Here is a 25990-nt window from a genome sequence, read left to right on the forward strand (position 1 = left end):
TCTCAGCGTTTATGCCGGGAGAGGCTTTTCAAGCGGAATGGCTATGGAGAGCGAGGCGGATGAATGGTTATTGGAATCGGACATGATCTGTGCGACATCACTCGAATAGCGGCTGCAATGGATGGCAGGCTGAGAGAGAAATTTCTTGCAAGAATACTGACGGCGGCAGAATTGGAGCTTGCGGAGGATTGCCGCGGAACACGTCTTCACCAATTCGTCGCGGGGAGATTCGCGGCCAAAGAGTCAATTGCCAAAGCGTTCGGCTGCGGCATCGGCTCCGAGCTGGGGTTCGCGGACATAGAGATTGGCCGTGACAAGAAGGGCAAGCCTTGCTGCAAGCTGTCGGCGGAAGGCGCCGCGAGGCTTGGTTTCCGCAAGGAAGAAATAAGGATTCACATCACGATAACGCATGAACGGGAGCTGGCTTCGGCCTTTGCCGTGGTTGAACGGATAATGCAGTAACCTTTGGCCCATACTTGGAATGTAATAGAGTACAGGTATGCTGGGAGGGGGATTGCGGACATGTTTTCGAAAACGATGCAAGAGAGGATGCAGTGGGGCAAACGAAATTTCAAGTCGGGACAATGCGTGCTGTATGAAGGGCTTTATGTGGATGAATGGGGAGATCGCCTGCATCTCGTTCGCGGCGATCTCTTCCCGGTCAATCCCCAGATGGGAGCTACACGTTGGGCTTATCGAGGCGAGGACGACCATTTGTCTCCAGCCTTCCGGAAGAGCTTCGGCGCCCGTTGATTGGCAGACTGCGTTTGCAAGGCTTACTTCTTCGTGGCCAGCCAGGCTGCAAGGGAGTTGATTTCTTCGTCGGTGAGCGATTTCTTGAAGGCGGGCATGACGCCTCCGCCGTTCTGAATCTGCTTTGTAATGGCGGCTTCATCCATGCGCGCGCCGACATGCTGCAGATTCGTACTGGCTCCTACGCGGCCTTGAAGCTCCGTGCCGTGACAGCTGATGCATTGCGCCTTATAGAGGGCCGCGACTGCTGCAGGCGCATCCTTCAGACCGCTGCCCGGGTCGGTTGTCTGGATGTTCTCTCCATTCTCTCCCCCGGAATTGCCGTCTCCTCCATTCGCCAGCAGCATATAGCCCAGCACGAGAATCAACAGAATAATTGGAATCGAAAATTTCAGCAATGAGCGCCGCGAGGGAGAGCCTTTCGCGGATTCTTTTGGTTCCTGGTTTTCTGATGGCATACTTCGGGTCAAACTCCTTTCGTCGACTCATTCACTTCGAAACAACCTTTCATTGAACAACCTCTATATGTACATGTTCAACCTCTATTAGGCATATCGCCTAAATACTCGTATAATAAGTATAGTAGAACAACAGCAACAGGGAAAGGGAAAATCAGGATGACCATGCAATTGGAAAAAAGTTATTTCAGCGAGGAACTGCTTGGCTGGTACGGGCTTCATAAGCGGAAGCTCCCTTGGCGCGAGAGCCGCGATCCATATCGCGTTTGGGTGTCGGAGATTATGCTGCAGCAAACGAGAGTGGATACGGTTATTCCGTATTTTAATAGATTCATGTCGAAATTTCCAACGCTTCGAGCGCTTGCGGAGGCGCCCGAGGAAGAGGTGCTGAAGTGCTGGGAAGGCCTTGGCTATTACTCGCGAGCACGCAATCTGCAAGCGGGAGCTCGGATGGTTGCGGAGCAGTTCGATGGCATCGTGCCGAATGACAAGGCATCGGTATCATCGCTTAAGGGCGTAGGCCCCTACACGAGCGGCGCGATTATGAGCATCGCATTCAATAAGCCCGAGCCCGCGGTCGACGGCAATGTGATGAGGGTGCTCTCCCGATATTTCTGCCTGGAGGATGATATCGCGAAGCCTGCGACGCGCGTCGGCATTGAGAAGCTGGCCGTCTCGCTCATTCCCCAAGGCGCGGCCGGCGATTTCAATCAAGCCTTGATGGAGCTTGGCGCGACGGTATGCACGCCGAAGTCGCCAGGCTGTCTGACCTGTCCGGTTATGCTGCACTGCAAATCCCGGATCGAAGGCAGAGAGACGGAGCTTCCGATCAAGACGAAGGCCAAGCCTCCACGGGATGAATACAGGGCCGCGGTAATCGTGGAAGGCAGCGGATCGAATGCGGGGAAGGTGCTTGTCAGACAACGGCCGCAGACCGGATTGCTCGCGCAGATGTGGGAGCTTCCGCATCTTGTCGCTCCTGAAGCGGCAAACCCGCCGGGAGACAACAGCGCGGAGTCTGCGAACGAATTGGCCGGACTTGCCAGGAAGCTTGGCCAACTGATAGAGGAGGAGACTAGCCTCTGGCCTCGCCCTAAGCGATGGTTCATGGACGCGGACCACATCTTCAGCCATATTCACTGGCATATGCGAATCGTGCTCGCGGATCTTGGCGAAGTGGAGGAAGGGGCTATCGCAGAAGTCTCGGCTTCGCTGGAGGATGGCATGAATATGTCATCTGACGTTGATCAAGATGAAGGGTTCTCGACGGCTGCGAATGAGGTCAGCTCCGCTTACTTCGGCGGTTTGATTGCCGCTGAGGAGGCTGGGCCGTATGAAGAGCATGCGGTGCGGCATCCGTATCGCTGGATCGGGAGAGAGGATATGGCGGATCTGCCGTTTCCGAATCTCTTCTTGCGTATTTTGAACGAATACTGGAAAAAGGGAGCTGAAGCATAATGAGTGAAATGCTGGATATGCTGCTGGAGCACAAAATCGTCGCCATTCTTCGAGGCATCGAGGACAGGCATGCCGACGGAGCCGGGAAGGCGCTGATTGACGGCGGAATTCGCATGATGGAGATAACGATGAACACGGAGGGCGCGGCTTCCATGATTAACAGATGGAGAAGCCTGTTCGAGGGACAGGCAGCGATCGGAGCGGGAACGGTCACGCATCTGAAGCTGGCGGAGGAAGCGGCGGCGGCTGGAGCGCAATTCCTCATATCACCCAATCTGGACGAGGAAGTCATTGCGTTCGGCAAGAAACGCGGAATTTCGGTATGGCCGGGAGTTATGACGCCGACGGAAATTGTGAAAGCTGTTAGAGCGGGAGCCGAAGCAGTGAAGCTGTTTCCAATGGGGACGCTCGGCACGAGATATTTGCAAGAAATCAGAGGGCCGCTTAACGATGTGCCGATTATCGCGACCGGCGGCGTGGATCTGCCGAATATCGTCGACTACTTCCGCTCCGGTGCGGATGCTGTCGGGATGGGCGGAAGGCTTCTCAATCTGGAATGGGTCAGGGCTGGCAAGCTTGATTTGGTTACGGCTCGCGCGAAGCAATTCACGGACGCGCTGAGGGAGTTGCCGCTCTAGTCGGCTAATATCGAGGCTAAGCGCATGAAGTTTGAACGATTGTTCGAGGATTGAAAGCGGGAAAGCGTGGTGATGAGATGAGTTTGATGCTCTGGTGGGGGACGGCTGCAATCGTGATCCTGCTTCTCCTGGCTGCGGCTTTCATATGGCTGATCGGCGTGAAAAGTCAGCAGCCCAAGCGATTGCCGAATGACGGTCAGCCGGGTGCAGGCTCGAGCTTCGAGAGGCGAGACTTCGCGTTCGAGAGCGGGGGTTCCAGGCTGGAAGGGTGGTTGCTCTTGCCCGCTCCTGATCGTGAAGGAGATGCCGCCAAGCCGCCGCTAGTCATTATTGCTCACGGATGGGGCTCTAACCGGGCGCGCGTGCTTCGCTACACGGAGCGACTCATCCGCCAAGGCTATGCGGTTATGATGTACGATGCGCGCAGCCATGGAGACAGCGAGAGCATCAAAGCGCCTTCGGCGTTCATGTTCCGGGATGATATTATCGCGGCGGTCGCGTATTCGCGCAAGCTTGAGGATATTGATTCGACCCGGATTGCGTTGCTCGGCCATTCCATGGGAGGCTTCGGCGCGCTGCTTGCGCTCGCGCAAGGGTTGAAGGTGAACGCGATCGTTACCGATTCCATGCCGGTTCAATTCGAAACGATGTTAAGAGCGGAGCTGAAGCGCAAGAAGCTGCCGCTCTTTCCGCTTATGCAATGCATTCCCCGGATATGGTTCTATCGCTCGGGCATAACGCGAGAGCAACTCCGCGCGGCGGATATTCCCGCCATATTGAAGTGCTATGCTTCCTCCAGCGATCCATCCAAGCAAGCCGTGTTGATGGTTCATTCGCTGAGAGACAGCTTCATTCCGGCGCAGGAGCTTCAGGAGCTGGAGAAGGAATTGCAGGCTGGAACGGTGCAAAGCCTGTATGTCTTATCTGAGGGCCACAGCGCATCCGAGCAGGATCCAGCATTTTGGGAGCATGTGCTTCCTTTCCTGAGGGAGCATTTACAGGCGGAAGAGGATTTTCGGGCGCGGACGGCAAGGAAGGCCGGCGGAGATGATTCGGCATCATTTCCTCAGTCCGGCATATGATGGTATCAGGTACTAAACGCAGATGAAGGGCAGGTGGCGCTTGATTGAGGGGAATTGCTGCAAGATTGGCGCTTTTTTTTATCATCGTCGCCTTGCTTTACGGCGTCAATGCGAGATACGGCTTTATTCCGGCTATAGCGAGCCAGGACAATGTGATAAGTCTGTCCGATGAGGCGATCATCGAAGCGACAGAAGCCGGGGCAGGCGAGGAGATAAGCGCCTTCGATAAGCTGGAGCTTGAGCTGTCGGAGGGCTTTCAAGCCCGGGCGGATCGCTTCTCTGTCAAATATTCCGGCGACAGGGAGCAGCTGTCTGCGGAGATGAAGTCGATTATTCGCTCTGCATTGGCCCGCGATGATTATTCCGCCTATATTCTCGAATCCTATCTCTATACGATAAGAAGCTGGGGGAACAAGTCGACGATTACGGTAGAGGCAAGATTTCGGGAGAGCCTGGAAGAAACCGCCGAAGTGAATCGCATCGTAGACGAGACGCTGGCTGAGTTAATCAGGCCCGATATGAACGATCACGAGAAAATCAAAGCGATTCATGACTGGATTGTGACTCATGTCGAATATGATCAATCGCTAACCTACTATACGGCCTATGATGCGCTTAAGCTTGGAAAGACGGTTTGTCAGGGATATTCGCTGCTCGGCTATCTTATGCTGGAGAAGGCGGGGCTGACCGTTCGCATCGCCGAAGGCACGGTGAATACAGGGGAGCATGCCTGGAATATGGTGCAGTTGGATGGCAACTGGTATCATCTGGATCTGACTTGGGATGATCCGGTCGGGGCGACAGACTCGAGGATTCATTATTCGTACTATCTGAAATCGGACGAGGAGCTTGGAGTCGATCATGAGTGGACGCGGGATTATCCCGCCGCGAAGGTCAGTTATGCGGATAGCCTCAACCAATTGGCCGCGGCCGGCAATTCCGCAGACGCCAAGCGGTATGCAGAGCTCAAGCTGGAGCTCGGACTGCAATGGCTCGACAGCGAGAACACGGTGACGGGCGCGGCGCAGCTGAAGGAGCTTATACATTCCGCCGTGAAGAGCCGCGAGAGCAGCGTGGCGTTCCGTTATGCGACGAAGGATGGGTTCGCCGAAGCGCTGAAGGCGGCTTTCCAAGGCGTCGGAGTTTCTGTCGGCTATCGGGCCGGCTATGAGCCCTACTCGACCGATCAATCCTTGCTGGTGAGCATTGAGCTTAACTATCAATAGTTCATTCGAGATTGCTCAGATGAAGCGTTCGCCGAAGTTGCTTGCGCGGGTGAGACGTTCGCAGGAGCGTGCATTCGCTGACTGCCAAGGTGCAAGTAATGCTCGTGACCAGCGTTACAGCCCTGTGCCGGGCAGCGTTCCACTCTGCAGCGCTGGTGGCCAGCGTTACAGTCCCATCCAAGGCAGCATTCCACATTGCAACGTTGGTGGCCAGCGTTGCAGCTTCCAAAACAGCACGGTACCGCGCGGTAGCGATGATTACCTTTGACTAGGACGCCATCAGGCGTCCTTTCTAATTGGAATCCTTGCCGCGCGCGGCGGTCATCTGCTGCCAAACGGAGCCGGCGGCTTCTTCGCCGCGTCTGATCCGCTCAAGCGCAATCTGCGCCTGAAGCTGGATTTCGAATTCGCTGTCCTTCGCCGCTTCCTCCAGCGCATGAATCGCCGACTCGTCTCCCGCTTCATACAGGAATCGGGCCGCACGCCAGCGGACCAGCTTGTTCTTGTCCTTCAGCGCTTCGATCATCGGCCCTATGGCAGCAGGATCGCCGAGATCGGACAAGGTATCGCCCGCTGTTCTGCGTACGGATACCGAGCTGTCTCTCAGCGCCTCGAACAGAAGCGGCAACGCCTCAGGAATTCTCAGATCGCCCAGATAGATAACGGCTAGCCGGCGTATGGACGCATTCTCGTCGCGAATCGCTTTGGCGAGGAGCGGAATGCCCTCCGGCACGCTGACGAAGCGGTCCAGCGCCGCGTAGCGCTCGCCCCATTCCGACGAGTTGAACGCGGCTTCCGCTTCCGCCAAGCTTAGCGGTGCCGGCCGTGGAGCAACGGTGGCCGCATCTTGCTGATCGGCGGGAATGGCCTGAGCCGCCTTCACCAGCTCCTCCAGCCGATCGTCGGTATATGCCGCGTCAAGCTCCTTCACGATCTCGGCGGCAATTTCCTCCGGCTCCCCGTAGCGCGCGCCAAGCTCCTCGAGCCTGCGCTCGCGAATCATGGACGAGCCCGCGGCGCGGCTGACCGCTTCCCCGAACTTCGCGGGCAAGGCGGAGCGCACCTCGCTGTCGTTCATGCGGATGCGCACCTGCATCGGAATGCCGCGGAACATCTGCACGAGTACATTCGCTTCGCCGTATGCCGCGTTCATGCCAGCGTCCGCAGCAGGCCCGTCTCCGGCAGCGCCCTCCGACGCCTGCAGGATTTGACGGGCATCAGCGAGTATAAGCGCCCAGTCGGCATTCGGCTTTCGGTCGATGGCGATGAAGTCCGCCGTGCGGAACAGGCTGCGCACGCCGTTTATTTGAAGCAGCTGCCGCAGCGGTTCGGGAGCATCGTCAGCTTCTGTTGTTTTATAGGTAAATCTTCGTCCGCGCGGCAGGCTTTCATCCAAGTTGAGTTTCATGGAATTCGGGCTTGGCGTCGGTTCAATGGATACTAATTTCATGGGAATCAGACCTCCTTTGTAGATACTATACCATGACAGCCGCACATAATCCCAGCCGCCGTTCCCAATATCGACCAGATTTGAGTAGACTGAAATAATGGAATCCAGGGTATAGACATTGTAGACAGCCGCAGGCGGTGCAACAAAAATGATGCAGTTCGCGAACTCTTCATTTGCATTGCGTATCGCGAACTTGGTATCTTAGTTGTAAGTCAGAAGAAAGCAAGGAGGAAGATGCAGTTGCGGATGATTAGACGATTTGCGAATCAGGATTCAGTTGAGCAGCATAATTCCTTCAAACAGTTCAAAAGATGGAGACAGGAGCGTATCCGTAAGCTGAAGCTGAAGGATTACTCTTACCAGGTGCCCTGCGCCGAGCCGGATGTGCATTTCCTTCATTCGAACAGGGAACAGCCCTCGCTTACCTGGGTCGGCCATTCCACCTTTCTCATTCAATTGGCGGGTCTTAATATCGTGACGGATCCCGTCTGGTCGGAGCAGATGGCATTCCAGAAGCGACTTGCTCCGCCAGGCATTCCTATAGATGATGTTCCGCCTGTAGATATTGTTCTGATCTCCCATTCCCACTATGATCATCTCAATATGAATTCGCTTCGCAGACTGGCGGGGAAGAAGCAGCTGCTTGTGCCGGCAGGCCTCAGCGCGAAGCTGAAGCTGAGAGGCTTCACTCGGGTTCAGGAGCTGCATTGGTGGGAATCGACGGTCATCGGCGGCGTCAAGTTCACCTTCGTGCCGTCGCAGCACTGGACACGCCGCAATCCATGGGATACGAACAGCTCGCATTGGGGCGGCTGGGTCATGGAAGCGCCGTTTGCTTCCAAGAAGCGGGAGCATGGAGACAGCATTATCAACAGGCAGAGGCGGGAAGATGCTGAACGGCAGTCCGAAGCCAAGCGACGCTCTTGGGAGGAAGGGCCGAGCGAATTCGATCGACAATCAGACACCGAACAGCAGTCCCAAATCGAGCAACAGTGCCAAGTCGAGTCTTTAGGCGGCGACGAACAGCGATTCGAAGCAACAGCGCCGTTGCAGAATTATAATAATAGCGAAGCGGCTTCCCATCAAGAACGTCCGCGCATCTCGCATTCGCCTACGATTTATTTTGCGGGAGACAGCGGGTATTTCCAAGGCTTCAAGGATATCGGCAGGAGATTTCAGATCGATGTTGCTCTGATGCCGATCGGAGCCTATGAGCCGGAATGGTTCATGGGGCCGCAGCATGTCACGCCGGAGGAAGCGATTCAGGCCTATGAGGATTGCGGCGCGAGGCTGTTCGTGCCGATGCATTACGGCGCATTCAAGCTGGCGGACGATACGCCGAGGGAAGCGTTGGACCGGCTTGAGGCCGAGCGCTGCCGCCGGGAGCTCGACGCGTCCCGGTTCATCCTGCTGCCGCATGGCGAGACTTGGAGGATTGCGGCGCGGGAAGTACAGGCCGGCAGCGGGAACGAATAAGGTTTTGGCGGCAATCTCTTCATTTCCCGTTCGTTTCTCGGCAACCTGTGCTATAATAGTTCGAGAAAATGCGATTTTGTAGTGAAGGACGGGATTAATAACATGATTAGCACGAATGGAATTACGCTGCGCTTCGGCAAACGGGCGTTGTTCGAGGATGTCAATATTAAATTCACGCCAGGGAATTGCTATGGTCTGATCGGAGCGAACGGCGCCGGCAAATCGACCTTCCTCAAGATATTGTCGGGCGAGGTCGAGCAATCCTCGGGAGAAGTGCATATTACGCCGGGCGAACGCTTGGCGGTGCTGAAGCAGAACCACTACGAATACGATGAATTCGCGGTTCTGGAGACCGTCATCATGGGTCATAAGAAGCTTTATGAAGTGATGAAGGAGAAGGACGCCTTATACAGCAAGGCCGATTTCACCGACGAAGACGGCATGCGCGCGGGCGAGCTGGAGGCGGAATTCGCCGATATGAACGGCTGGGAGGCGGAGTCCGAAGCGGCGGAGATGCTGAACGGCCTCGGCATTCCGACCGAGCTGCATGACAAGAAGATGGCCGAGCTGAGCGGCAACGAGAAGGTTCGCGTCTTGCTCGCTCAAGCCTTGTTCGGCACTCCGCAGATTCTTCTGCTCGATGAGCCTACCAACCATCTCGATATCGAATCGATTCGTTGGCTCGAGGATTTCCTTGCCCGCTATGAAGGCACCGTTATCGTAGTCAGCCATGATCGTCACTTCCTGAACACGGTCTGCACGCATATCGCGGATATTGACTTTGGCAAGATCCAGATGTACGTCGGCAACTATGATTTCTGGTATGAGTCCTCCCAGCTTGCTCTGCAGCTGATGCGGAACGAGAACAAGAAGAAGGAAGACAAGATCAAAGAGCTGCAGGCGTTCGTGCAGCGTTTCAGCGCCAACAAATCGAAATCGAAGCAAGCAACCTCGCGGAAGAAGCTGCTTGACAAGATTACGCTCGATGATATTCGTCCTTCCAACCGGAAATATCCGTTCATTCTGTTCAAGGGTGAGCGCGAGGCGGGCAAGCAGCTGCTGCTTGTGGACGGCTTGACGAAGACGATTGAAGGCGAGAAGGTGATTGACAATCTAACGATTGCGATCAACAAAGGCGACAAGATCGCATTTGTTGGACCGAACGGTCTGCCGAAGACGACCTTCTTCGAGATATTGTCCGGCGAGATGGAGCCGGACGCCGGCAGCTATTCCTGGGGTGTGACGACAACAAGAGCGTATTTCCCCAAGGATAACTCCAAATATTTCGAGAACGTGGACATGAATTTGGTTGAATGGCTTCGTCAATACTCCAAGGACCCGGATGAGACCTTCCTGCGCGGCTTCCTGGGCCGCATGCTCTTCTCCGGCGACGAGGCGATGAAGAAGGCGAGCGTTCTGTCAGGGGGCGAGAAGGTGCGCTGCATGCTCTCGAAGATGATGCTCGAAGGCGCGAATGTGTTCTTGCTCGACGAGCCGACGAATCACCTTGATCTTGAATCCATTACGGCGCTTAATAACGGGTTGATCGATACGGATTGCACGATTCTGTTCACCTCGCATGACCATCAATTCGTGCAGACTATCGCGAACCGCATCATCGAGTTTACACCGAACGGAGTCATCGACCGCATGATGACCTATGACGAGTACCTCGAGAGCGATGAGATCAAAGCATTGCGCGAGCGGATGTACGCCGTTTCTTAATCACATAGGCATGACGCCATGAAGGTCGTCCGGAATCCCGATTTGGGATCCCAGGACGGCCTTCCGTGCGCTTCGGGACAAGAGTTGGCGCGGCGAGAAAGTTTGGCGGAGGGCTATATAAGTTGCGCGGATGCATAAAGTTGCGCCTATAGTCAACACTGTTTCTCTAGACCCACACAGGTTTCGCAGGCTATTATAGATAGCGGTACATAGACCGGCGCGGCATGGATCGTCTGGATAGGGAGGTTCGGATTCGAAGAGGAGCTTTCAGACACCGGTTTACAGAATTGGCAGGAGGCGTGAATATTGACACAGTACGAGGATATAAAACAAGGCGAGAAGGGCGCATGGGTGAGCATCGGCGCCTATCTTATCCTGTCGGCGGTTAAGCTGGGCATCGGCTACTGGTTCGCTTCAGGGGCGCTGGTAGCGGACGGCTATAATAACTTGACGGATATCGTCGCATCGCTCGCTGTCTTGATCGGCCTTCGCATTTCGCAGAAACCGCCGGACAAGGATCATCCCTACGGGCATTTCCGCGCTGAGACCATAGCGGCGCTGATTGCGTCGTTCATTATGGCTAGCGTCGGCTTGCAGGTGCTGATCGGCGCGGTTCAATCGTTAATGAAGGCGGATTATGAGACGCCGGGGCTGGCGACGGCATGGGTGGCGCTCGCTGCGGCGGCATGCATGGGCTTTGTATATCTATATAACAGCAGATTGGCTCGCCGAATTAACAATCAGGCGTTAATGGCGGCGGCGAAGGACAACTTGTCTGATGCCTTGGTGAGCGTGGGAGCGGCGGTTGGCATCATTGGCTCCCAATTCGGGATGCCTTGGCTGGATCCCGTTGCCGCATTCGTGGTCGGCCTTATTATATGCAAGACGGCCTGGGATATCTTCTACAGCTCGACGCATGCGCTTACCGACGGATTCGACGAGAAGGAGCTGAAGTCGCTGCGCGCGACCATCGCGAACACGAAAGGCGTGCATGCGATCAAGGATATTAAGGCTCGGGTGCACGGAAGCAACGTGCTTGTCGATGTCATCGTATTGGTTGACCCCCAATTATCCTTGATCGAAAGTCATCGCATTTGCGATGAAATCGAGAGAATGATGGACAAGAAGCATAATATTATGGGCGTTCACGTTCATGTTGAGCCTCATGATCAAGTGGCTCCAACGTCGTAAAAGGCGAAAAGGTTACAAATTTCGTTCAAAAGTCCGTTGGTAATTTCGACCATACAGAAGCGAACAAAACGAAAAATGAGTCTTTATGCCTATTTTCAATATGAGAAAACGCTCACAATTCCAGGCCTCTTTCTCAGAATTGAATGCAATAGACTGTAAGCTTTCATCCATATAAAGGCTGCAATTATGAGGCTTCTCCGCTGCGGAGGAGCCTTTTATTAATTTTTTCTTAGCAAAATTGTGTAATTCTTAGTTCCTAGTTCCTTGCAACGGCATTTGGGAGCTACGGTCGATGCTCGGTCAGATTGGCGCCCCTTACAATGGTTACAGCGCCGGACAAACTCGGCATTTCACAAGGTAGTTCAAAAAGTCCGCCTTTGATCATGAAGCAAACCAAGAAGCTTACTCGACGTCGAATCTTGCATTCAGCCGAAACTTCCGGTACTCACGTAGTATCCACTACGCTCCGTTCCTCAGTTTCTAGCTTTATACAAGCTTCTCGATGCTGAAAGCCGAACTTTTTGAACACCTAACTTAAGGAGGCGTTACAGCTTGAAACATTCCATGAAAACTAAGATCGCGACAGCGTCCATTACTGCGGCATTAATGCTCGGCTCCATTTCGGTGTTGCCTGTCTCCCCGGTTTATGCGGCCCAATCGGCAGAAGTTATATGGGGAGTAAATATGCGATCCGCTCCTTCTACATCGGCTTCGATTATACGCATGCTGAAGAAGGGTGAAGAGGTTTCGATTATTTCCGAAGCCAGCGGCTGGTACAAAATCTCGGATTCGAACGGCGCTTCAGGTTATATCTCATCGTCATCCAAATATACGGAGGTTGGCGCGTCGGATGTATCCGGTTCTTCCAGTACTTCCGGTTCTTCCTCCTCCTCGTCCAATACGGTCAAGGCTGCGACGGCTTACAACGCGGTCGTCAAGAAAGGCGTTTCCTTCCGCGAGGGCGCAAGCACCTCGGCCGACCGCATCCGTTATCTGAAGACGGGCGAGCAAGTGACGGTGCTCTCCAAGGTGAACAGCTATTGGTATCAGGTGCAGGATTCGAACGGTGTGAAGGGCTATGTGACCACATCGACCACCTATATGGATGTTACAGGCACAGTCTCGGGAGGCACGGACTCCAGCTCGGACTCGAGCTCCTCTGGCTCCAGTTCCAGCTCAGGCAGTACGAACTCAAGCTCCAGCAGCGGTTCGACTTCAACAACGGCAAGCGCGACCATCGAGAAAATTATCGACGCTGGCGAGAAATATTTGGGCACGCCGTATGAATACGGCTCGAATCGGAATACCACAACGACCTTCGACTGCTCGGATTTGATGAAGCAGATCTTCAAAGAAGGAGCAGGCGTTACGCTGCCGGCGGATTCACGTCAGCAGGGCGCTTATGTGAAAGCGAAGGGCAATTACACAACGGATATCTCCAAGCTGAAGCGCGGCGACCTCATGTTCTTCATGTCGTACAAGGGCAGCTCGGCATCGGCCTATAGCGGTATCAACAAGCAGTCGCAGACGATTACGCATGTCGCGCTGTATCTAGGAAACGGCAAGGTGCTTCACACGTACTCCAACGCGAGCGGCGGAGTAAGAACCTCGAACATTACGGATACGCACTGGGAGTATCGTTTTATCTTCGGCGGCAGCGCGCTGTAAGCGAATCTCTTCACGAGAATAAATGCACGACAAATAGGCTATCTTGCAAAGCGGCTTAAGATGCTGCCTGCGAGATAGCCTATTTCATTTTCTAAAGCTCGTCGCGTAGCTCTACTTGGTTGGCCTGCCGAAGCTTGAGTTCGGAGCTGTTATTCGACTTCGCGGAGTCTGATTGCTCCTCGACAGTCAATGCTTGCTGCGCCTCCGTATCGTTTGCGCGCTCTTCATCGGCAGCCTTCTTCTTGCGCCAGCCCCTGCGCAAATACAGGAACAGGATAATAATCGGCACGCCTCCGAGGAAAATATACAAGGTTACATCCTTAACCATCGATTCCGCTGCTTTCCCGTAGAAAAAGAACAGACAGCCAACTACATAGAATTTGACAGCGCGTCCGATTGCCGCATAGCCGATCAACCGCCACAAAGGGAAGTTTAACGCGCCTGACAATATGGTAAATACCTTGAACGGAATCGGCGTGAAGGCTCCAATGAGGATGGCTGCTTCTCCGTTCTTCTGAAAGCGTTCGGTGGCGGAATCGATCCAGGATTGCTTCAGAATCCGGTACAGAATCGATTTGCCCATCACCTTGCCCAAGTAATAGCCGACCGGAGTTCCAAGCAGACAGCCGATATATCCGACAGTCGCCAGCCAGAGAGCCGTCTCGGGATTGAGGATGCTGAGAGACACTTGGGAGAAGAACGCGGGAATTGGAAATATGACTGCATCCAGAAAAGAATGAACAAATAATCCCCAAGGGCCGTAATCCTTCAGGAAATCGATAATGTCTTGAAACATGAAGTCGGCTCCTTTTCATCTTGCTTTACTAAGTATAGCACAATACGAACGACCGGCGATGAAGTTTCAGACCTGGGAAATTGTCGGATTTGAGGCGGCCTGCGCTTGTCAGCCCTTATTTTGCTGGGAATAGCTAATGAAGTTGAGCTTTGAAGAGTTTGTAAAGGAGGCGTATAGTAGAAATATTGTGTTCACCTGTTCCTATTCTATGCTTACGCGTGAGAGGAGTTTCTAACAAATGCATTCATGGCAGCGGACGATGTGGATTCTATGGTTCGGCGTACTATTCTGCAGCTCAAGCTATACGATGTCCGTCCCTTTCTTGCCGTTGTTTCTGCTGGATCTGGGCGTCAAGGACGGCTCCGTCAATCTGTGGGCGGGCGTCGTGCATTCCTCGGCCTTCTTCGTGGGTGCGATAATGGCGCCCTTGTGGGGGATGCTGGCGGATAAATTCGGCAAAAGAAAGATGGTCATCCGCGCGGGGCTTAGCCTTGCGATAATCTATGCGCTGTATGCTTTCGTGCAGGCGCCTTGGCAGCTTGTCGGCATTCGCATGCTGCAGGGCCTCGTGGGCGGCTTCGTCCCGGCCTCCATGTCGATCGTGGCGTCGATCGCGCCGAAGGAAAAACTGGGCTGGAGCCTTGGCATGATGCAGGCGGGTACGATGTCGGGCGGCATTCTCGGGCCGCTGATTGGCGGATTGCTGGCGGATATTTTCGGCATACGAAGATCGTTTATCGTGGCTGCCGTCATTATTTTCGCGGCGGCGATTGCGGTGTTGGTGTACGTGAAGGAGAAGCGGCCGGAGACGGCGTCGAACGACAAAGATGCGGGTGTTGCGAGCGGCAAGCCCGAAAGCATGTCTGCGGGAGTGGATAAGCAGGACGCAGGAGCGAGAGAGGAGGCGCAAGGAGCGAGAGCGGCATCCTCCGATGCGGGCGAAGAGCGGCGTCCAGGGAAGCCTGCTGCGGTTACCTACCGAATGGCTTTCCGCAACAGAGCGCTTATGCAAATGCTGTTCCTGCTGGCGATCTTCCAGCTCGCCATCAATATGATTCAGCCTCAGCTTGCTTTGCATATCGCCGATTTGCAAGGAAGCGCGGATGATGCGATGCTGTCCGCCGGTCTTGTGTTGTCGTTAATTGGCATTGCGGGAATCGTGGCCTCGCCGATATGGGGCAGAATGGGCGAGCGACGAGGCTATTATCGCGTGCTTGTGTTTTGCCTGTTATGCGCGGGCACGGTCGTATGCCTGCAGTTCTTCGTCAAAGCGCTATGGCTGTTCGCGGTCATCCAATTCGTATTCGGCTTGTTCATGGCGGGCATTGTCCCGATTGTCAACACCCTAATGGTGCAAAATACCGACGAGCAATTCCGTGGCCGATCTTTCGGCATGACGACCAGCGCGAATCAGCTCGGCGCGATGCTTGGACCATTGATTGGCGGCTTGCTGGGTCTCTATCTCGGCTTGAATTGGATTTTTGTGGGGACGGGCGTTATTATGTTGAGCGCCGGGCTCTACATCATGTCGAGCCGTCGCGGGGGGCGGGACAGGTCGAAACGGATCAGGCTGGAGGCGGGAAGTCAACTGTAGCCGACTGTTCAATTGCACTAATCTCTTTTTGAACACATAACTACTCGTCGCCCGCGTCCATTTCATGCTGATGATCGCGATTAGCACGTCATGATGATCGCGATTAGCACGTTTCCAGGCCGCTCCTCCCTTATCAGCCATCCAACCAGGCGAAGCTAGGCGGCGGTATGGAGGCAGGTGAGGGTACGGAGAGTGCAGGCGTGTGAGAAGTTTGGTAGACGGTGTGAAGGGCAAGTGGCGAAAAGTTAGATTGACGGTATGGAGAGTGCAGGCGGCGAGAAGTTAGATGACGGTATGTACAGATTAGGCGGCGAGAATTTATTTCGGCGGGTGAATGTGCTGGAAAAGTTCCAGTATAAAAGACTACTCTAGGGCGTTTTGATGATTATGCTGGAAAAGCTCCAGTATAAATCAACTGAGGCGTGATTCTTGAGCATATCAGCGGAATATGCAGGAGATTTTCCAGCATATCGGCAGATTTCAGCTTAAATGGAGAAATAAGGTGGAGTAAATCCAGTATATTCATTCTGCGTGAAAGGTACGGTGAGGGAGAGATGCCCGTTTGAGCTGAAGCGGGCTCAGATAATTGTAAATTTAAAGCTTGACGCAGCAGTCTGCGAGAGGCTGCTGCGTCGAAGCTGCGTTTGCGTCGAAGTGCTCGCGCGCCGCTAGTCCCGCAGCTGCCTGCGCGAGACACCGCTGCGCTGAGCGGCGAGCGTGACGCGCCGCCGCACCTCTTCGACCACCTTCGCGTTGAACACGCTCGGAATGATGTACAATCGGCTCAGCTCGTCCTCGCCGATGACCGACGCGATCGCTTCCGCCGCAGCCAGCTTCATCTCCTCGTTAATGACCGACGCGCGGCTGTCCAGCGCGCCGCGAAATATCCCGGGGAAGCACAGCACGTTGTTGATCTGATTCGGATAATCGGATCTTCCGGTCGCGAAGACGCCGACGATATCCTCGACCTGCTCCGGCCGAATTTCCGGCTCCGGATTCGCCATCGCGAAGACGATCGGATCCGCCGCCATGCTCATCACATCCTCGCGGCTGAGCAAGCCGCCCGCCGACACGCCGATGAACACGTCGGCTCCTGCCAGCGCATCCTTCAGTCCGCCGCTGAGGCGATCCTGATTCGTATTCTCCGCATACCATTGCCACATCGCGTTGTCATATTTTTTCTCGCTGCACAATATGCCCTCGCGATCCACGCCTACAATATGGCGCGCTCCTCCCGCAAGGAGCATCTTCGTGCAAGCCGTGCCGGCCGCTCCGATGCCGCATACGACGATGCGGGCATCCTCCAGCGTTCGTCCGGTCAGCTTCAGGGCATTGAGCAGCCCCGCGAACAATACAACGGCAGTCCCGTGCTGATCATCGTGAAAGACCGGAATGTCCAACTCGTCGCGCAATCTGCGCTCGATCTCGAAGCAGCGCGGGGCGGAGATGTCCTCGAGGTTGATGCCGCCGAACGCGGGAGCGATGTTCTTGATCGCGGCGATGACCTCTTCGGTGTCCTGCGTATCCAGGCAGATCGGGAACGCGTCCACATCGGCGAACTGCTTGAACAGCATCGCCTTGCCCTCCATGACGGGCATCGCCGCATAGGGGCCGATGTTGCCGAGTCCCAGCACCGCGCTGCCGTCCGACACGACGGCGACGGTGTTCCGCTTGATCGTCAGCGTATGCGCCTTCGACGGCGCGTCCGAGATCGCCTGGCAGACCCGCGCGACATCCGGCGTATACACCCGCGACAAATCATCGCGATTCTGAATCGGCGTTTTCGGCTGAATCGTGATTTTTCCGCCGAGATGAAGCAGGAAGGTGCGGTCGGAGATATGAACCAGCTTGATGCCCTCGACTGATTTCAGCGCATTCGTCAGCCGTTCGGACGCGCCTTGCTCCGTTATTTTGACCGTCAAATCCCGTATGCTCTTGTTCTTGTCCGTATGTATGACGTCAATTGCGACAATATCGCCCTTTGCGCCTTCGATTGCAGTAACAGCCTTGCTGAATTGGGCGAATGCAGTGTCAATCTCCAGCCTCAGAATAATCGTCTTTCCATCATTCAACCTTGCAGTCATGGAATCAGCTCCTATTCATCTCTTTTCTGGTATAATGCACACATTCATTGTTACCCTATCCTATTCCATTTCCAATCAAAAAGAAAGCCGTCACTGCATCAATTGCAGAACGGCTGTCGGGCATTTCATCGCGTCGTATTGTTCGTCGCGCGTTTCGCGGAGCTTATCTCTGAACGCCTCCAGCGCGTCGCGGTCATGAATCAGCTTGAACCAGCGGTCGACCGTATCATTCGAGTCGAGCATTTCGCCAAAGCCGTTTTTGATAAAATATTCGCAATTCTCTTCTTCCTGACCCGGAATCGGCTCGTAGAACAGCATGGGCAGCGCTTTGCTGAAGCCTTCCGTGCAGGTCATGCCGCCCGGCTTCGTTACGAGCAAATCGACGCCGTCCATCAGCTTGTTCACCTCGCGAGTGAAGCCCATAATCCGAATGTTGGGATGCTGGAACATCGGATCTGCCAGCATCTTCTCCCGCATCTTCTCGTTGGAGCCTACGCAGAAGATGATTTGCGTCGATTCTCGCCATTTGGTCATATAGGATAAAGCATTGTCTTCGAACAAAATGCCCCAGCCTCCGCCCATAACGAGCACGGTTGGCAGCGGCTTAAGATCGAATTGCATTTGTACCTCGCACTTGTCGGAGGCTTGCCAGAAGTTCGGATGAACCGGAATGCCGGTTACCATGATCCGCTGTGGGAGCACCCCTTTCTCGATAAGCCGTTCCTTCACATCCGGAGTGGATACGAGATAATAGTTAACCTCTTGATTGACCCATGATCCATGCGCGTCGTAATCCGTAATCAAAGTATATAGAGGCATATGGAGTCCGAGCCGCTTCAATCTTGCGACGACCGCGTTCGGAGCGGGATGCGTGCAAACAATTAAATCAGGCTTCAGTTGTTCGATGACCTGCGAAGTGTGAGCGTACAACATGCGATGCATCGCGAGCTGAGTGAATCGATTGAACGACTTCTTATAATTGCTGCGGTAGATCATTCCGACCATCTTGGGCCTGCTGCTTACCGTCCTCCGATAAGCGGCTACGATCATGGGCCCGATGACCGGATTGAGGAATTTTCCAAGCTCGATCACTCTTGCCGATATATCGGGACACAACTGCTTGAGTCCCGCAGAGAGCGCAAAAGCTGCTTGCGTATGGCCCGAACCGAAGCCTTCCGAAAGCAGGAGCACTCTTTTCTTACGCATACTCTCACCTACTTTTCTTCTTCCATATTACTTCTCATGTCAGGCTAATTCAAGTTAAGATATGCGACTTGCGAATTAACAGACGTTCCTATACAGTAATCACATGCGATTCACATGGATAGGAGGCTGATTGACATATGTCTACAGCGGAAAATGAAATGCACGAATATCAAGCGGGAGATCTTGTCCAGGCGGAGGTTCGCACCGGCGTCTATGCGGCAGAGTTCATGGAGAGAAACGGTCCGCGCGCGCTTGTCAGCATAAAGGCAGTACTAAAACATCCGGAACAAGGCGATTTGCATCAGCCTTATAATCCGGATGCGGCGATGTTTCATGAACGGAGAGCGCTCAGCTACACAGAGAAAACCAATGTTCTGCTGCGGGATTTGAAGCCGTATCGCGGCGAGCTGCCCGATTATAAGCTGTCTTTGCATGCGGCTGTCGAAGCCGAGAAGAGATCGCTCGACAGTCTGCTGCGTTGGGCGGCGAAAAGCCTGGAGCTGCTCGAGCAGCTTGAGAAGGACTATCGATAAGAAGCGTATCGATTGCCCCCGCTGTCGACAGTGTCTGCGCAGGTATTGGCCGCAAGCCCGGCTTCGGGGTTATTCGTTAATGAATGCCGTTTGAAGCGGCTTGCGATACACCACTTGCAAACCCAGTCCTTCGGATAAAGCGGCGAGCGGAACGAAGGTTTTTCCCTCGACCTTCGTTCCAAAAGTGAAGGATTGCATATAAGCGGGTTCGGCGTTCAAGGTTTTGGTCTCGCTGTTCACTACATATGTTTTGGCGTCAAGCGTAATTTCCACTGTACGATCTTGTAACGTAATGACTGCGGTATTTGTTGCAGTTACCCACTCCAAATCCGCGCCAATCGCATCCGTAATGTCGCGCAGGGAGATGAAGGTGCGATCCTTCTTCAGCGTCGGCGTATACTTCGTAATAACCTGCTGGCCGTTCACGACAACGGAGATCGGCACCGACGCATCGCGCGGCTGCACAGTGCGATAATCGTCCCAGAGCAGCTTCGAGAACGCCTTGCCGAGCGCCTCGTACCCGTCTTCGTTAGGATGATAATCGCCATGCGCGATATTGGTGAGGGCGAGCACGGACGGTTCGATGGCGGCAGCGGCATCCGCCTCGATCAGCTCCAAGCCCTTCTCTGCGAATTCGCTTACGAAAGCATCAAGCACCTCTTGAATGCCGGATTGCCCCTTCTGCAGAAATTCGACGGTTGAAGCGGGAAGCTGGTACGTATTGAACAGCTTCGGTATCGGCAAATATTGATTGGAAATAATCACTTCTGCGTTCGGCGCAAGCTCGGCGAGCTTGTTCAGAATGCTTTGCAGCTCAGCCTGATAATCCTTCAACAGACTGTCAAGCGAGTCGCTCAGATCTTGCTGCTTGTCTGCGGACATTTGGTTGAAGGCGGTATCTTTGCCGTACTCGTCGAGCTTGTCGAACAAGGTGAGGAAGTCGTTGCCGCCAATATTGATAAGGATAAGCTCCGCGTCTTCAATATCTTCTATTAACTGTGGAGACTGCATCAGAATGTCTTCGGCGCGGGGATCCTTCTTGCTCGACGGCACTTCGTCGGAGGTCAGCGTTTCCTGCTGTATGGAAGCGCCGAGCCAAGCATTCAGATCATGTGTGGTCAGTCCGATAATGCCGTAGTTCGCGTATTCCGCCCGGAGACCATGGAACAGCGCCTGCTCGTAGACATGCTCTCCAATGCCGTAAGGAATTGAATCGAGTCCGAAGCCCATCTCGTAGCCCGCGGCCAGCGAATCGCCGATCGCGACGATGCCGTAGCTGTCGACGGCTTGCGATACGGGAAGCATGTCCACCTTGGCGTCTATGTAATTCGAGCTTGCGGAAGGCGCAGCCAGGACGCCTGAAGTCGTGAGGGATCCGGCGATAATAACAGTTGCTGTCGTTCTGAAAATCGAGTTCCTTAATTTGCTATACAACGTGTACACATCCTTTTGATATGATGAATTTAGAAGAGGCCGTTTGAAAAGTTTATCGACATTATAAAAAATATTAAATTGATTCCCTTTTGCCCTAATGATAAAATAATATAATAATCGCTTAGCAACGGGTGTTGGCAAGGGGATGGCAAGAGCAGGCCGGGTGCGCCTCGCCCACTTCCATTCTATGATATTTCCAGCCAAAAATGAAGCCAATATAAGTGATCTATCCGAATTCATTGCATTCATGAATCGCTTACCCCAAAATCTTCTGATAGAGAGGTTGCACACAATGAAAGAACGTATTTTTGGATTGCCGCCTAAGCAAGGACTTTACGACCCGCAATTTGAGAAGGACGCTTGCGGAATGGGCTTTGTAGCCAACATTAAGGGGAGAAAGTCACACAAAATCATTCAGCAGGCGCTGACGCTGCTCGAGAATATGGAGCATCGCGGAGGCCAGGGCGCCGAGACGAACACGGGCGACGGAGCAGGTATTCTCCTGCAGATTCCGCATGCCTTCTTCGAAGCTGAGCTGAAGAAGCAAAACATCGCGCTTCCTGCCCAGGGCGAATATGCTGTAGGCATGATCTTCATGCCGCAGGACGCATCCGCGCGTGAAGCCATCGAACGCGAGCTGGAGGACATTATCAGCGAAGAGAAACAGACGCTGATCGGCTGGCGTACGGTTCCTACACAGGACGAGAAGCTTGGCAAATCCGCGCTTCTGGTGAAGCCTTATGTTCGCCAGGTGTTTATCGGCAAGAATGCCGATTTGCAGGACACGCTTGCTTTTGAACGCAAATTGTATGTTATTCGCAAGCGCGCAGAGCTTGCTGTTCGCTACGCCGGCAAGCCGGGCGGAGACATGTTCTACTTCTCGAGCTTGTCCTCGAAGAAGATTGTTTACAAAGGCATGCTGACAACGGAGCAGGTTCGCTCCTTCTATACGGAATTGAACGACGAGACTGTCGTGACCGCAATGGCTTTAGTGCATTCACGCTTCAGCACGAATACATTCCCGAGCTGGGAGCGCGCGCATCCGTTCCATTATTTAATTCACAATGGCGAGATCAACACGCTTCGCGGCAACGTGAACTGGATGCATGCGCGGCAGACGCTGTTCGCGAGCGAGCTGTTCGGCGACGACCTCGAGAAGATCAAACCGATTATCAATCCGGACGGCTCCGATACGGCGATGTTCGACAACACCTTGGAGTTCATGTACCTGGCAGGCCGTTCGCTGCCGCATGCGGCGATGATGATGGTTCCAGAGCCATGGTCGGGCGACGAGGGCATGAGCGACGAGCGCAAAGCGTTCTACGAATACCACAGTACGCTGATGGAGCCTTGGGACGGTCCAGCCGCAATGGGCTTCACTGACGGCTCCATGATCGGTGCGATGCTGGATCGCAACGGACTTCGCCCGGCTCGTTATTACGTGACGAAGGACGATCATATTATTCTGGGCTCGGAAGCCGGTACGGTTGAAATTCCTGCCGAGGATATTTTGTACAAGGACCGTCTCCGTCCTGGACGCATGCTGCTTGTCGATACGGAGCAAGGCCGCATTATTTCCGACGAGGAAGTGAAAGCGGCAATCGCAGCCGAGCATCCCTACCGGGAATGGCTGAACGAGCATCTTATCGATCTTGAGGATCTTCCGGAAGCGCCTGAGCTTCCTGAGTACAGCCACAGCACGGTGCAGAAGCGTCAGCAAGCCTTCGGCTACACGTTCGAAGACATTCGCAAGGTGCTGGAGCCGATGGCGGGCAGCGGTCAAGAGCCGATCGCATCGATGGGCTACGACGCGCCGCTTGCGATTCTGTCTCAGAAGCCGCAGCGCTTGTACAATTATTTCAAACAGCTATTCGCTCAAGTTACGAATCCGCCGATCGACGCGATTCGCGAAGAGATTATTACTTCGACCGGCACGACAATCGGACCGGAGCGCAATCTGCTGAGTCCGGAGCCGGAGAGCTGCCGTCATATCAAGCTCGACACTCCGATTCTGTCGAATGAGCAATTCGCCAAGCTGCGCCATGTGCGCCGTCCGGGCTTCAAGTCGATTACGCTGCCGATTTTCTTCGCGGCTGACAGCGGCGAGGAGGGGCTCCGCGCAGCGCTGAAGCAAATGTGCGAAGCTGCCGACCGTGTCATTGACAAAGGCCATAATGTGCTTATTCTATCCGACCGCGGCGTGGACAAAGAGAATGCGGCCATTCCGGCCTTGCTGGCGGTAGCGGCGCTGCATCATCATTTGATTCGTCAAGGCACAAGAACAAAGGTATCTCTCCTGCTTGAATCCGGCGAGCCGCGCGAAGTGCATCATTTCGCCTTGCTGCTGGGCTACGGCATCAGCGCGATCAATCCGTATCTGGCTTTCGAAACGCTGGACGACATGATCAGACAGGGCATGCTGAAGGGCATCTCGCATGACAAGGCTGTCAAGAACTTCATCAAAGCCGGAACGAAGGGCGTGGTCAAGGTTCTGTCGAAGATGGGCATCTCCACGATTCAATCCTATCGCGGCGCTCAAATCTTCGAGGCGCTCGGTCTTCGCGAGGATGTTATCAACGAGTACTTCACTTGGACGCCGTCCCGTATTGGCGGCATTGGTCTAGACGTGATTGCGGCTGATACTTTGAAGCATCATAACCGCGCGTTCTCCGAGCAGGAGGGCGCCGAGAAGGAGCTGGACTCCGGCGGCGATTATCAATGGCGGAAAGACGGAGAGGATCATCTCTTCACGCCGCAGACGATTCATACGCTGCAGATGGCTTCGCGCTCGAACGATTATAAGCTGTACAAGAAGTTCTCCGAGCTTGTTCAAGGCGAGAACAAGAAGAACTTGACGCTTCGTTCCCTGCTCGACTTCAAGCCGGGCGGCGTAGCGGTGCCGCTTGAAGAAGTAGAATCCGTTGAGTCCATCGTGAAGCGTTTCAAGACCGGCGCGATGTCGTTCGGCTCCATAAGCAAGGAAGCGCATGAAAGCCTCGCGATTGCGATGAACCGCCTTGGCGGCAAATCGAACACAGGCGAGGGCGGAGAGGATCCGAATCGTTTCACGCCTGACGAGAACGGCGATTTGCGCCGCAGCGCGATCAAGCAGGTCGCATCCGGACGCTTCGGCGTAACAAGCAACTATCTCGTGAATGCGGACGAAATTCAGATCAAGATGGCGCAAGGCGCCAAGCCGGGCGAAGGCGGTCAGCTTCCGGGTCTCAAGGTATACCCATGGGTTGCCGAGGTTCGCGGTTCGACGCCGGGTGTTGGCTTGATCTCGCCTCCTCCGCATCATGATATCTATTCCATCGAGGATTTGGCGGAGCTGATTCATGATCTGAAGAATGCGAATCCGCGCGCGCGGATTAACGTGAAGCTCGTTTCCGAGGTCGGCGTTGGCACGATCGCGGCAGGCGTTGCGAAGGGACGCGCCGATGTGATCATGGTCAGCGGCTTCGACGGCGGCACAGGCGCGTCGCCGATGGGGTCGATCCGACATGCGGGTCTGCCATGGGAGCTTGGCGTTGCCGAGACGCATCAGACGTTGATGCTGAACAATCTGCGCGACCGCGTAACGCTGGAGACTGACGGCAAGATGATGAACGGCCGCGATGTGGCGATTGCAGCATTGCTGGGAGCCGAAGAATACGGCTTCTCTACTGCTCCGCTTATCGTGCTTGGCTGTATCATGATGCGCGTTTGCCAACTGGATACATGTCCTGTCGGCGTAGCGACTCAGAATCCGGAGCTTCGCAAGAAGTTCATGGGCGCTCCGTCCCATGTCGTGAATTATTTGCGCTTTATTGCGGAGGATCTGCGCGAGATTATGGCGGAGCTTGGCTTCCGTACGATTGAAGAGATGATCGGGCGCGTGGATCGTCTGGAGACGAAATCTTTGATCGAGCATTACAAGGCGAAGGGCCTTGACCTGTCGGGCATTCTCTATGAAGCGGATGTACCGAAGGATGCGGCTCGCCATTGCGTGCAAGAGCAAAATCATGGACTTGATCTGTCTCTGGATGTGCAGCAGCTTGTACCGAACGCGAAGCCTGCTCTTGAGAGCGGCGAACTCGTTCGCGGCACGTTCCCGATTCTGAATACGAATCGAGTTGTCGGAACGATCCTCGGCTCCGAGGTCACTCGCAAGTATGGCGCGAAGGGATTGCCTGAGGACACGATCTGGTATCAATTTGAAGGAACGGCTGGACAAAGCTTTGGTGCGTTCGTGCCGAACGGCATTACTTTGTCGATCGAGGGAGATTCCAATGACTACTTCGGCAAAGGCCTCTCCGGCGGCAAGATCATCGTAGCTCCATCGCCGAAAGCGACCTTCGTTGCGGAAGAGAATGTCATTATCGGCAACACGGCTCTGTACGGCGCGACCAGCGGCGAAGCATATATCCGCGGTATCGCGGGCGAGCGCTTCGCGGTTCGGAACAGCGGCGCGAGCGTAGTCGTTGAAGGCGTGGGCGACCATGGCTGCGAATATATGACTGGCGGACGCGTAGTCGTGCTTGGCGGCACGGGCCGCAACTTCGGCGCCGGAATGTCCGGCGGGGTTGCTTATATCTATGATGCGAAGGGCGACTTCTATAACAACTGCAATCTGGAGATGGTGCTTCTGGAGCGTGTGGAAGACGAAGCGGATGCCTCGGCTTTGCATGACATGATCGAGAAGCATGTGAAATACACGGAGAGCGCTGTTGGATCAGCGGTGCTTGCGGATTGGGAATCGGCGAAGTCGAAATTCGTCAAGGTCATTCCGAAGGACTACAAGCGCATGCTGGAGCAGATTCAGAAGGCAGAGGACTCCGGCCTGCAAGGCGGGGACGCGCTTCTGGCGGCGTTCGAAGCCAACAAGCGCGAGCTGGCTCGCGCAGGCGGGAAGTAAGAACCCCTCTGCTAGGCAAGAGTTAGCTAAATGATGGATTGCGCTTGCTGTAAGCAGTTCACTCCAGAATAACGAGTTGCGCATTAAGCAGAAGGTTCGCAATGAGGCAGCACGCCTTGTTGCGAACCTTCTTTTGTTTGAGAAGGGGCTGGATTCAACGAGGGAATTGGAACGGAGCGCCGCAGGATGGTTTGCAGGTTCAACGGAACGAAGGGTGCTAGTTAGTCGCAGGTGTAGAAAGTAACTCTGTAAGGTCGGATTGGAGCGAAATGACGTATATAGGTCTAGAAAGTAACTCTGTAGAATTATAACGAGCAAGCC

The 25990-nt window shown here is 54.5% G+C and carries 19 protein-coding genes; 13 read left to right on the plus strand and 6 right to left on the minus strand.

The genetic code is table 11. The annotated features are described in order from the left end of the window. The first annotated feature begins 63 nt into the window (after positions 1-63). The gene (gene acpS / locus HFP08_RS26345) at positions 64-462 is read left to right on the plus strand and encodes a holo-ACP synthase (protein ID WP_168123619.1); all 399 of its coding nucleotides are present in this window, start codon (positions 64-66) and stop codon (positions 460-462) included. Between the two features lie 60 nt (positions 463-522). Then, entirely contained in the window at positions 523-753 is a 231-nt protein-coding gene (locus HFP08_RS26350) for a hypothetical protein (RefSeq protein WP_168123620.1), read from the plus strand. A gap of 23 nt (positions 754-776) precedes the next feature. Here HFP08_RS26350 and HFP08_RS26355 read toward each other — a convergent pair whose 3' ends face one another. After that, positions 777-1211: a c-type cytochrome gene (locus tag HFP08_RS26355; protein ID WP_240941896.1), complete on the minus strand. Its 435-nt coding sequence runs from the start codon at positions 1209-1211 to the stop codon at positions 777-779. A 165-nt stretch (positions 1212-1376) separates the two neighbouring features. Here HFP08_RS26355 and mutY point away from each other — a divergent pair, with 165 nt between their 5' ends. From mutY to HFP08_RS26375, 4 genes are all read left to right on the plus strand, one after another. Beyond that, complete coding sequence (gene mutY / locus HFP08_RS26360; protein WP_168123647.1) at positions 1377-2669, plus strand: A/G-specific adenine glycosylase; 1293 nt, start codon at positions 1377-1379, stop codon at positions 2667-2669. Further along, the gene (locus tag HFP08_RS26365) at positions 2669-3307 is read left to right on the plus strand and encodes a bifunctional 4-hydroxy-2-oxoglutarate aldolase/2-dehydro-3-deoxy-phosphogluconate aldolase (protein WP_168123621.1); all 639 of its coding nucleotides are present in this window, start codon (positions 2669-2671) and stop codon (positions 3305-3307) included. The genes mutY and HFP08_RS26365 overlap by 1 nt, the downstream gene beginning before the upstream one ends. Before the next feature lie 77 nt (positions 3308-3384). After that, complete coding sequence (locus tag HFP08_RS26370) at positions 3385-4389, plus strand: alpha/beta hydrolase (protein WP_168123622.1); 1005 nt, start codon at positions 3385-3387, stop codon at positions 4387-4389. A 44-nt stretch (positions 4390-4433) separates the two neighbouring features. After that, positions 4434-5615 (plus strand): transglutaminase domain-containing protein, encoded by a 1182-nt coding sequence (locus tag HFP08_RS26375; protein ID WP_168123623.1) that lies wholly within the window; start codon positions 4434-4436, stop codon positions 5613-5615. A gap of 292 nt (positions 5616-5907) precedes the next feature. Here the strand turns inward: HFP08_RS26375 and HFP08_RS26380 are convergent, their stop codons facing one another. Then, on the minus strand, positions 5908-7065 hold the full coding sequence (locus HFP08_RS26380; protein WP_168123624.1) for a virulence factor: 1158 nt from the start codon (positions 7063-7065) through the stop codon (positions 5908-5910). 246 nt (positions 7066-7311) lie between these two features. Between HFP08_RS26380 and HFP08_RS29410 the strand changes: the two genes are divergently transcribed. From HFP08_RS29410 to HFP08_RS26400, 4 genes are all read left to right on the plus strand, one after another. Further along, complete coding sequence (locus tag HFP08_RS29410) at positions 7312-8541, plus strand: MBL fold metallo-hydrolase (RefSeq protein ID WP_240941901.1); 1230 nt, start codon at positions 7312-7314, stop codon at positions 8539-8541. A gap of 102 nt (positions 8542-8643) precedes the next feature. Continuing rightward, a complete protein-coding gene (locus HFP08_RS26390; RefSeq protein ID WP_168123625.1) occupies positions 8644-10266 on the plus strand; it encodes an ABC-F family ATP-binding cassette domain-containing protein in 1623 nt (540 codons plus the stop codon). 306 nt (positions 10267-10572) lie between these two features. After that, positions 10573-11457 (plus strand): cation diffusion facilitator family transporter, encoded by an 885-nt coding sequence (locus HFP08_RS26395; RefSeq protein WP_168123626.1) that lies wholly within the window; start codon positions 10573-10575, stop codon positions 11455-11457. Positions 11458-12009: 552 nt separating this feature from the next. Then, complete coding sequence (locus HFP08_RS26400; protein WP_240941897.1) at positions 12010-13125, plus strand: C40 family peptidase; 1116 nt, start codon at positions 12010-12012, stop codon at positions 13123-13125. Positions 13126-13216: 91 nt separating this feature from the next. Here HFP08_RS26400 and HFP08_RS26405 read toward each other — a convergent pair whose 3' ends face one another. After that, positions 13217-13921: a YqaA family protein gene (locus HFP08_RS26405; RefSeq protein ID WP_168123627.1), complete on the minus strand. Its 705-nt coding sequence runs from the start codon at positions 13919-13921 to the stop codon at positions 13217-13219. Positions 13922-14159: 238 nt separating this feature from the next. On the opposite strand from HFP08_RS26405, the gene HFP08_RS26410 reads away from it, so the two are divergent. Further along, on the plus strand, positions 14160-15515 hold the full coding sequence (locus HFP08_RS26410; RefSeq protein WP_168123628.1) for an MFS transporter: 1356 nt from the start codon (positions 14160-14162) through the stop codon (positions 15513-15515). A 668-nt stretch (positions 15516-16183) separates the two neighbouring features. Here the strand turns inward: HFP08_RS26410 and HFP08_RS26415 are convergent. Together HFP08_RS26415 and HFP08_RS26420 are read right to left on the minus strand one after the other, a co-directional pair. Further along, positions 16184-17599 carry an NAD-dependent malic enzyme gene (locus HFP08_RS26415; RefSeq protein ID WP_168123629.1) on the minus strand — a complete coding sequence of 472 codons (1416 nt, stop codon included), beginning with the start codon at positions 17597-17599 and terminating at the stop codon, positions 16184-16186. A 90-nt stretch (positions 17600-17689) separates the two neighbouring features. Further along, the gene (locus HFP08_RS26420) at positions 17690-18805 is read right to left on the minus strand and encodes an MGDG synthase family glycosyltransferase (RefSeq protein WP_168123630.1); all 1116 of its coding nucleotides are present in this window, start codon (positions 18803-18805) and stop codon (positions 17690-17692) included. Positions 18806-18942: 137 nt separating this feature from the next. On the opposite strand from HFP08_RS26420, the gene kapB reads away from it, so the two are divergent. Continuing rightward, positions 18943-19338: a kinase-associated lipoprotein KapB gene (gene kapB / locus HFP08_RS26425; RefSeq protein WP_240941898.1), complete on the plus strand. Its 396-nt coding sequence runs from the start codon at positions 18943-18945 to the stop codon at positions 19336-19338. Positions 19339-19407: 69 nt separating this feature from the next. On the opposite strand, the gene HFP08_RS26430 is transcribed toward kapB, so the two are convergent. Beyond that, positions 19408-20772 carry a stalk domain-containing protein gene (locus HFP08_RS26430; protein ID WP_168123631.1) on the minus strand — a complete coding sequence of 455 codons (1365 nt, stop codon included), beginning with the start codon at positions 20770-20772 and terminating at the stop codon, positions 19408-19410. Positions 20773-21064: 292 nt separating this feature from the next. Between HFP08_RS26430 and gltB the strand changes: the two genes are divergently transcribed. Beyond that, positions 21065-25669, plus strand: coding sequence for a glutamate synthase large subunit (gene gltB / locus HFP08_RS26435; RefSeq protein ID WP_168123632.1), 4605 nt, complete (start codon positions 21065-21067; stop codon positions 25667-25669). Positions 25670-25990: the final 321 nt, after the last annotated feature.

The sequence above is a fragment of the Paenibacillus sp. HB172176 genome (genome assembly GCF_011947265.1).
Lineage (GTDB): Bacteria > Bacillota > Bacilli > Paenibacillales > Paenibacillaceae > Pristimantibacillus.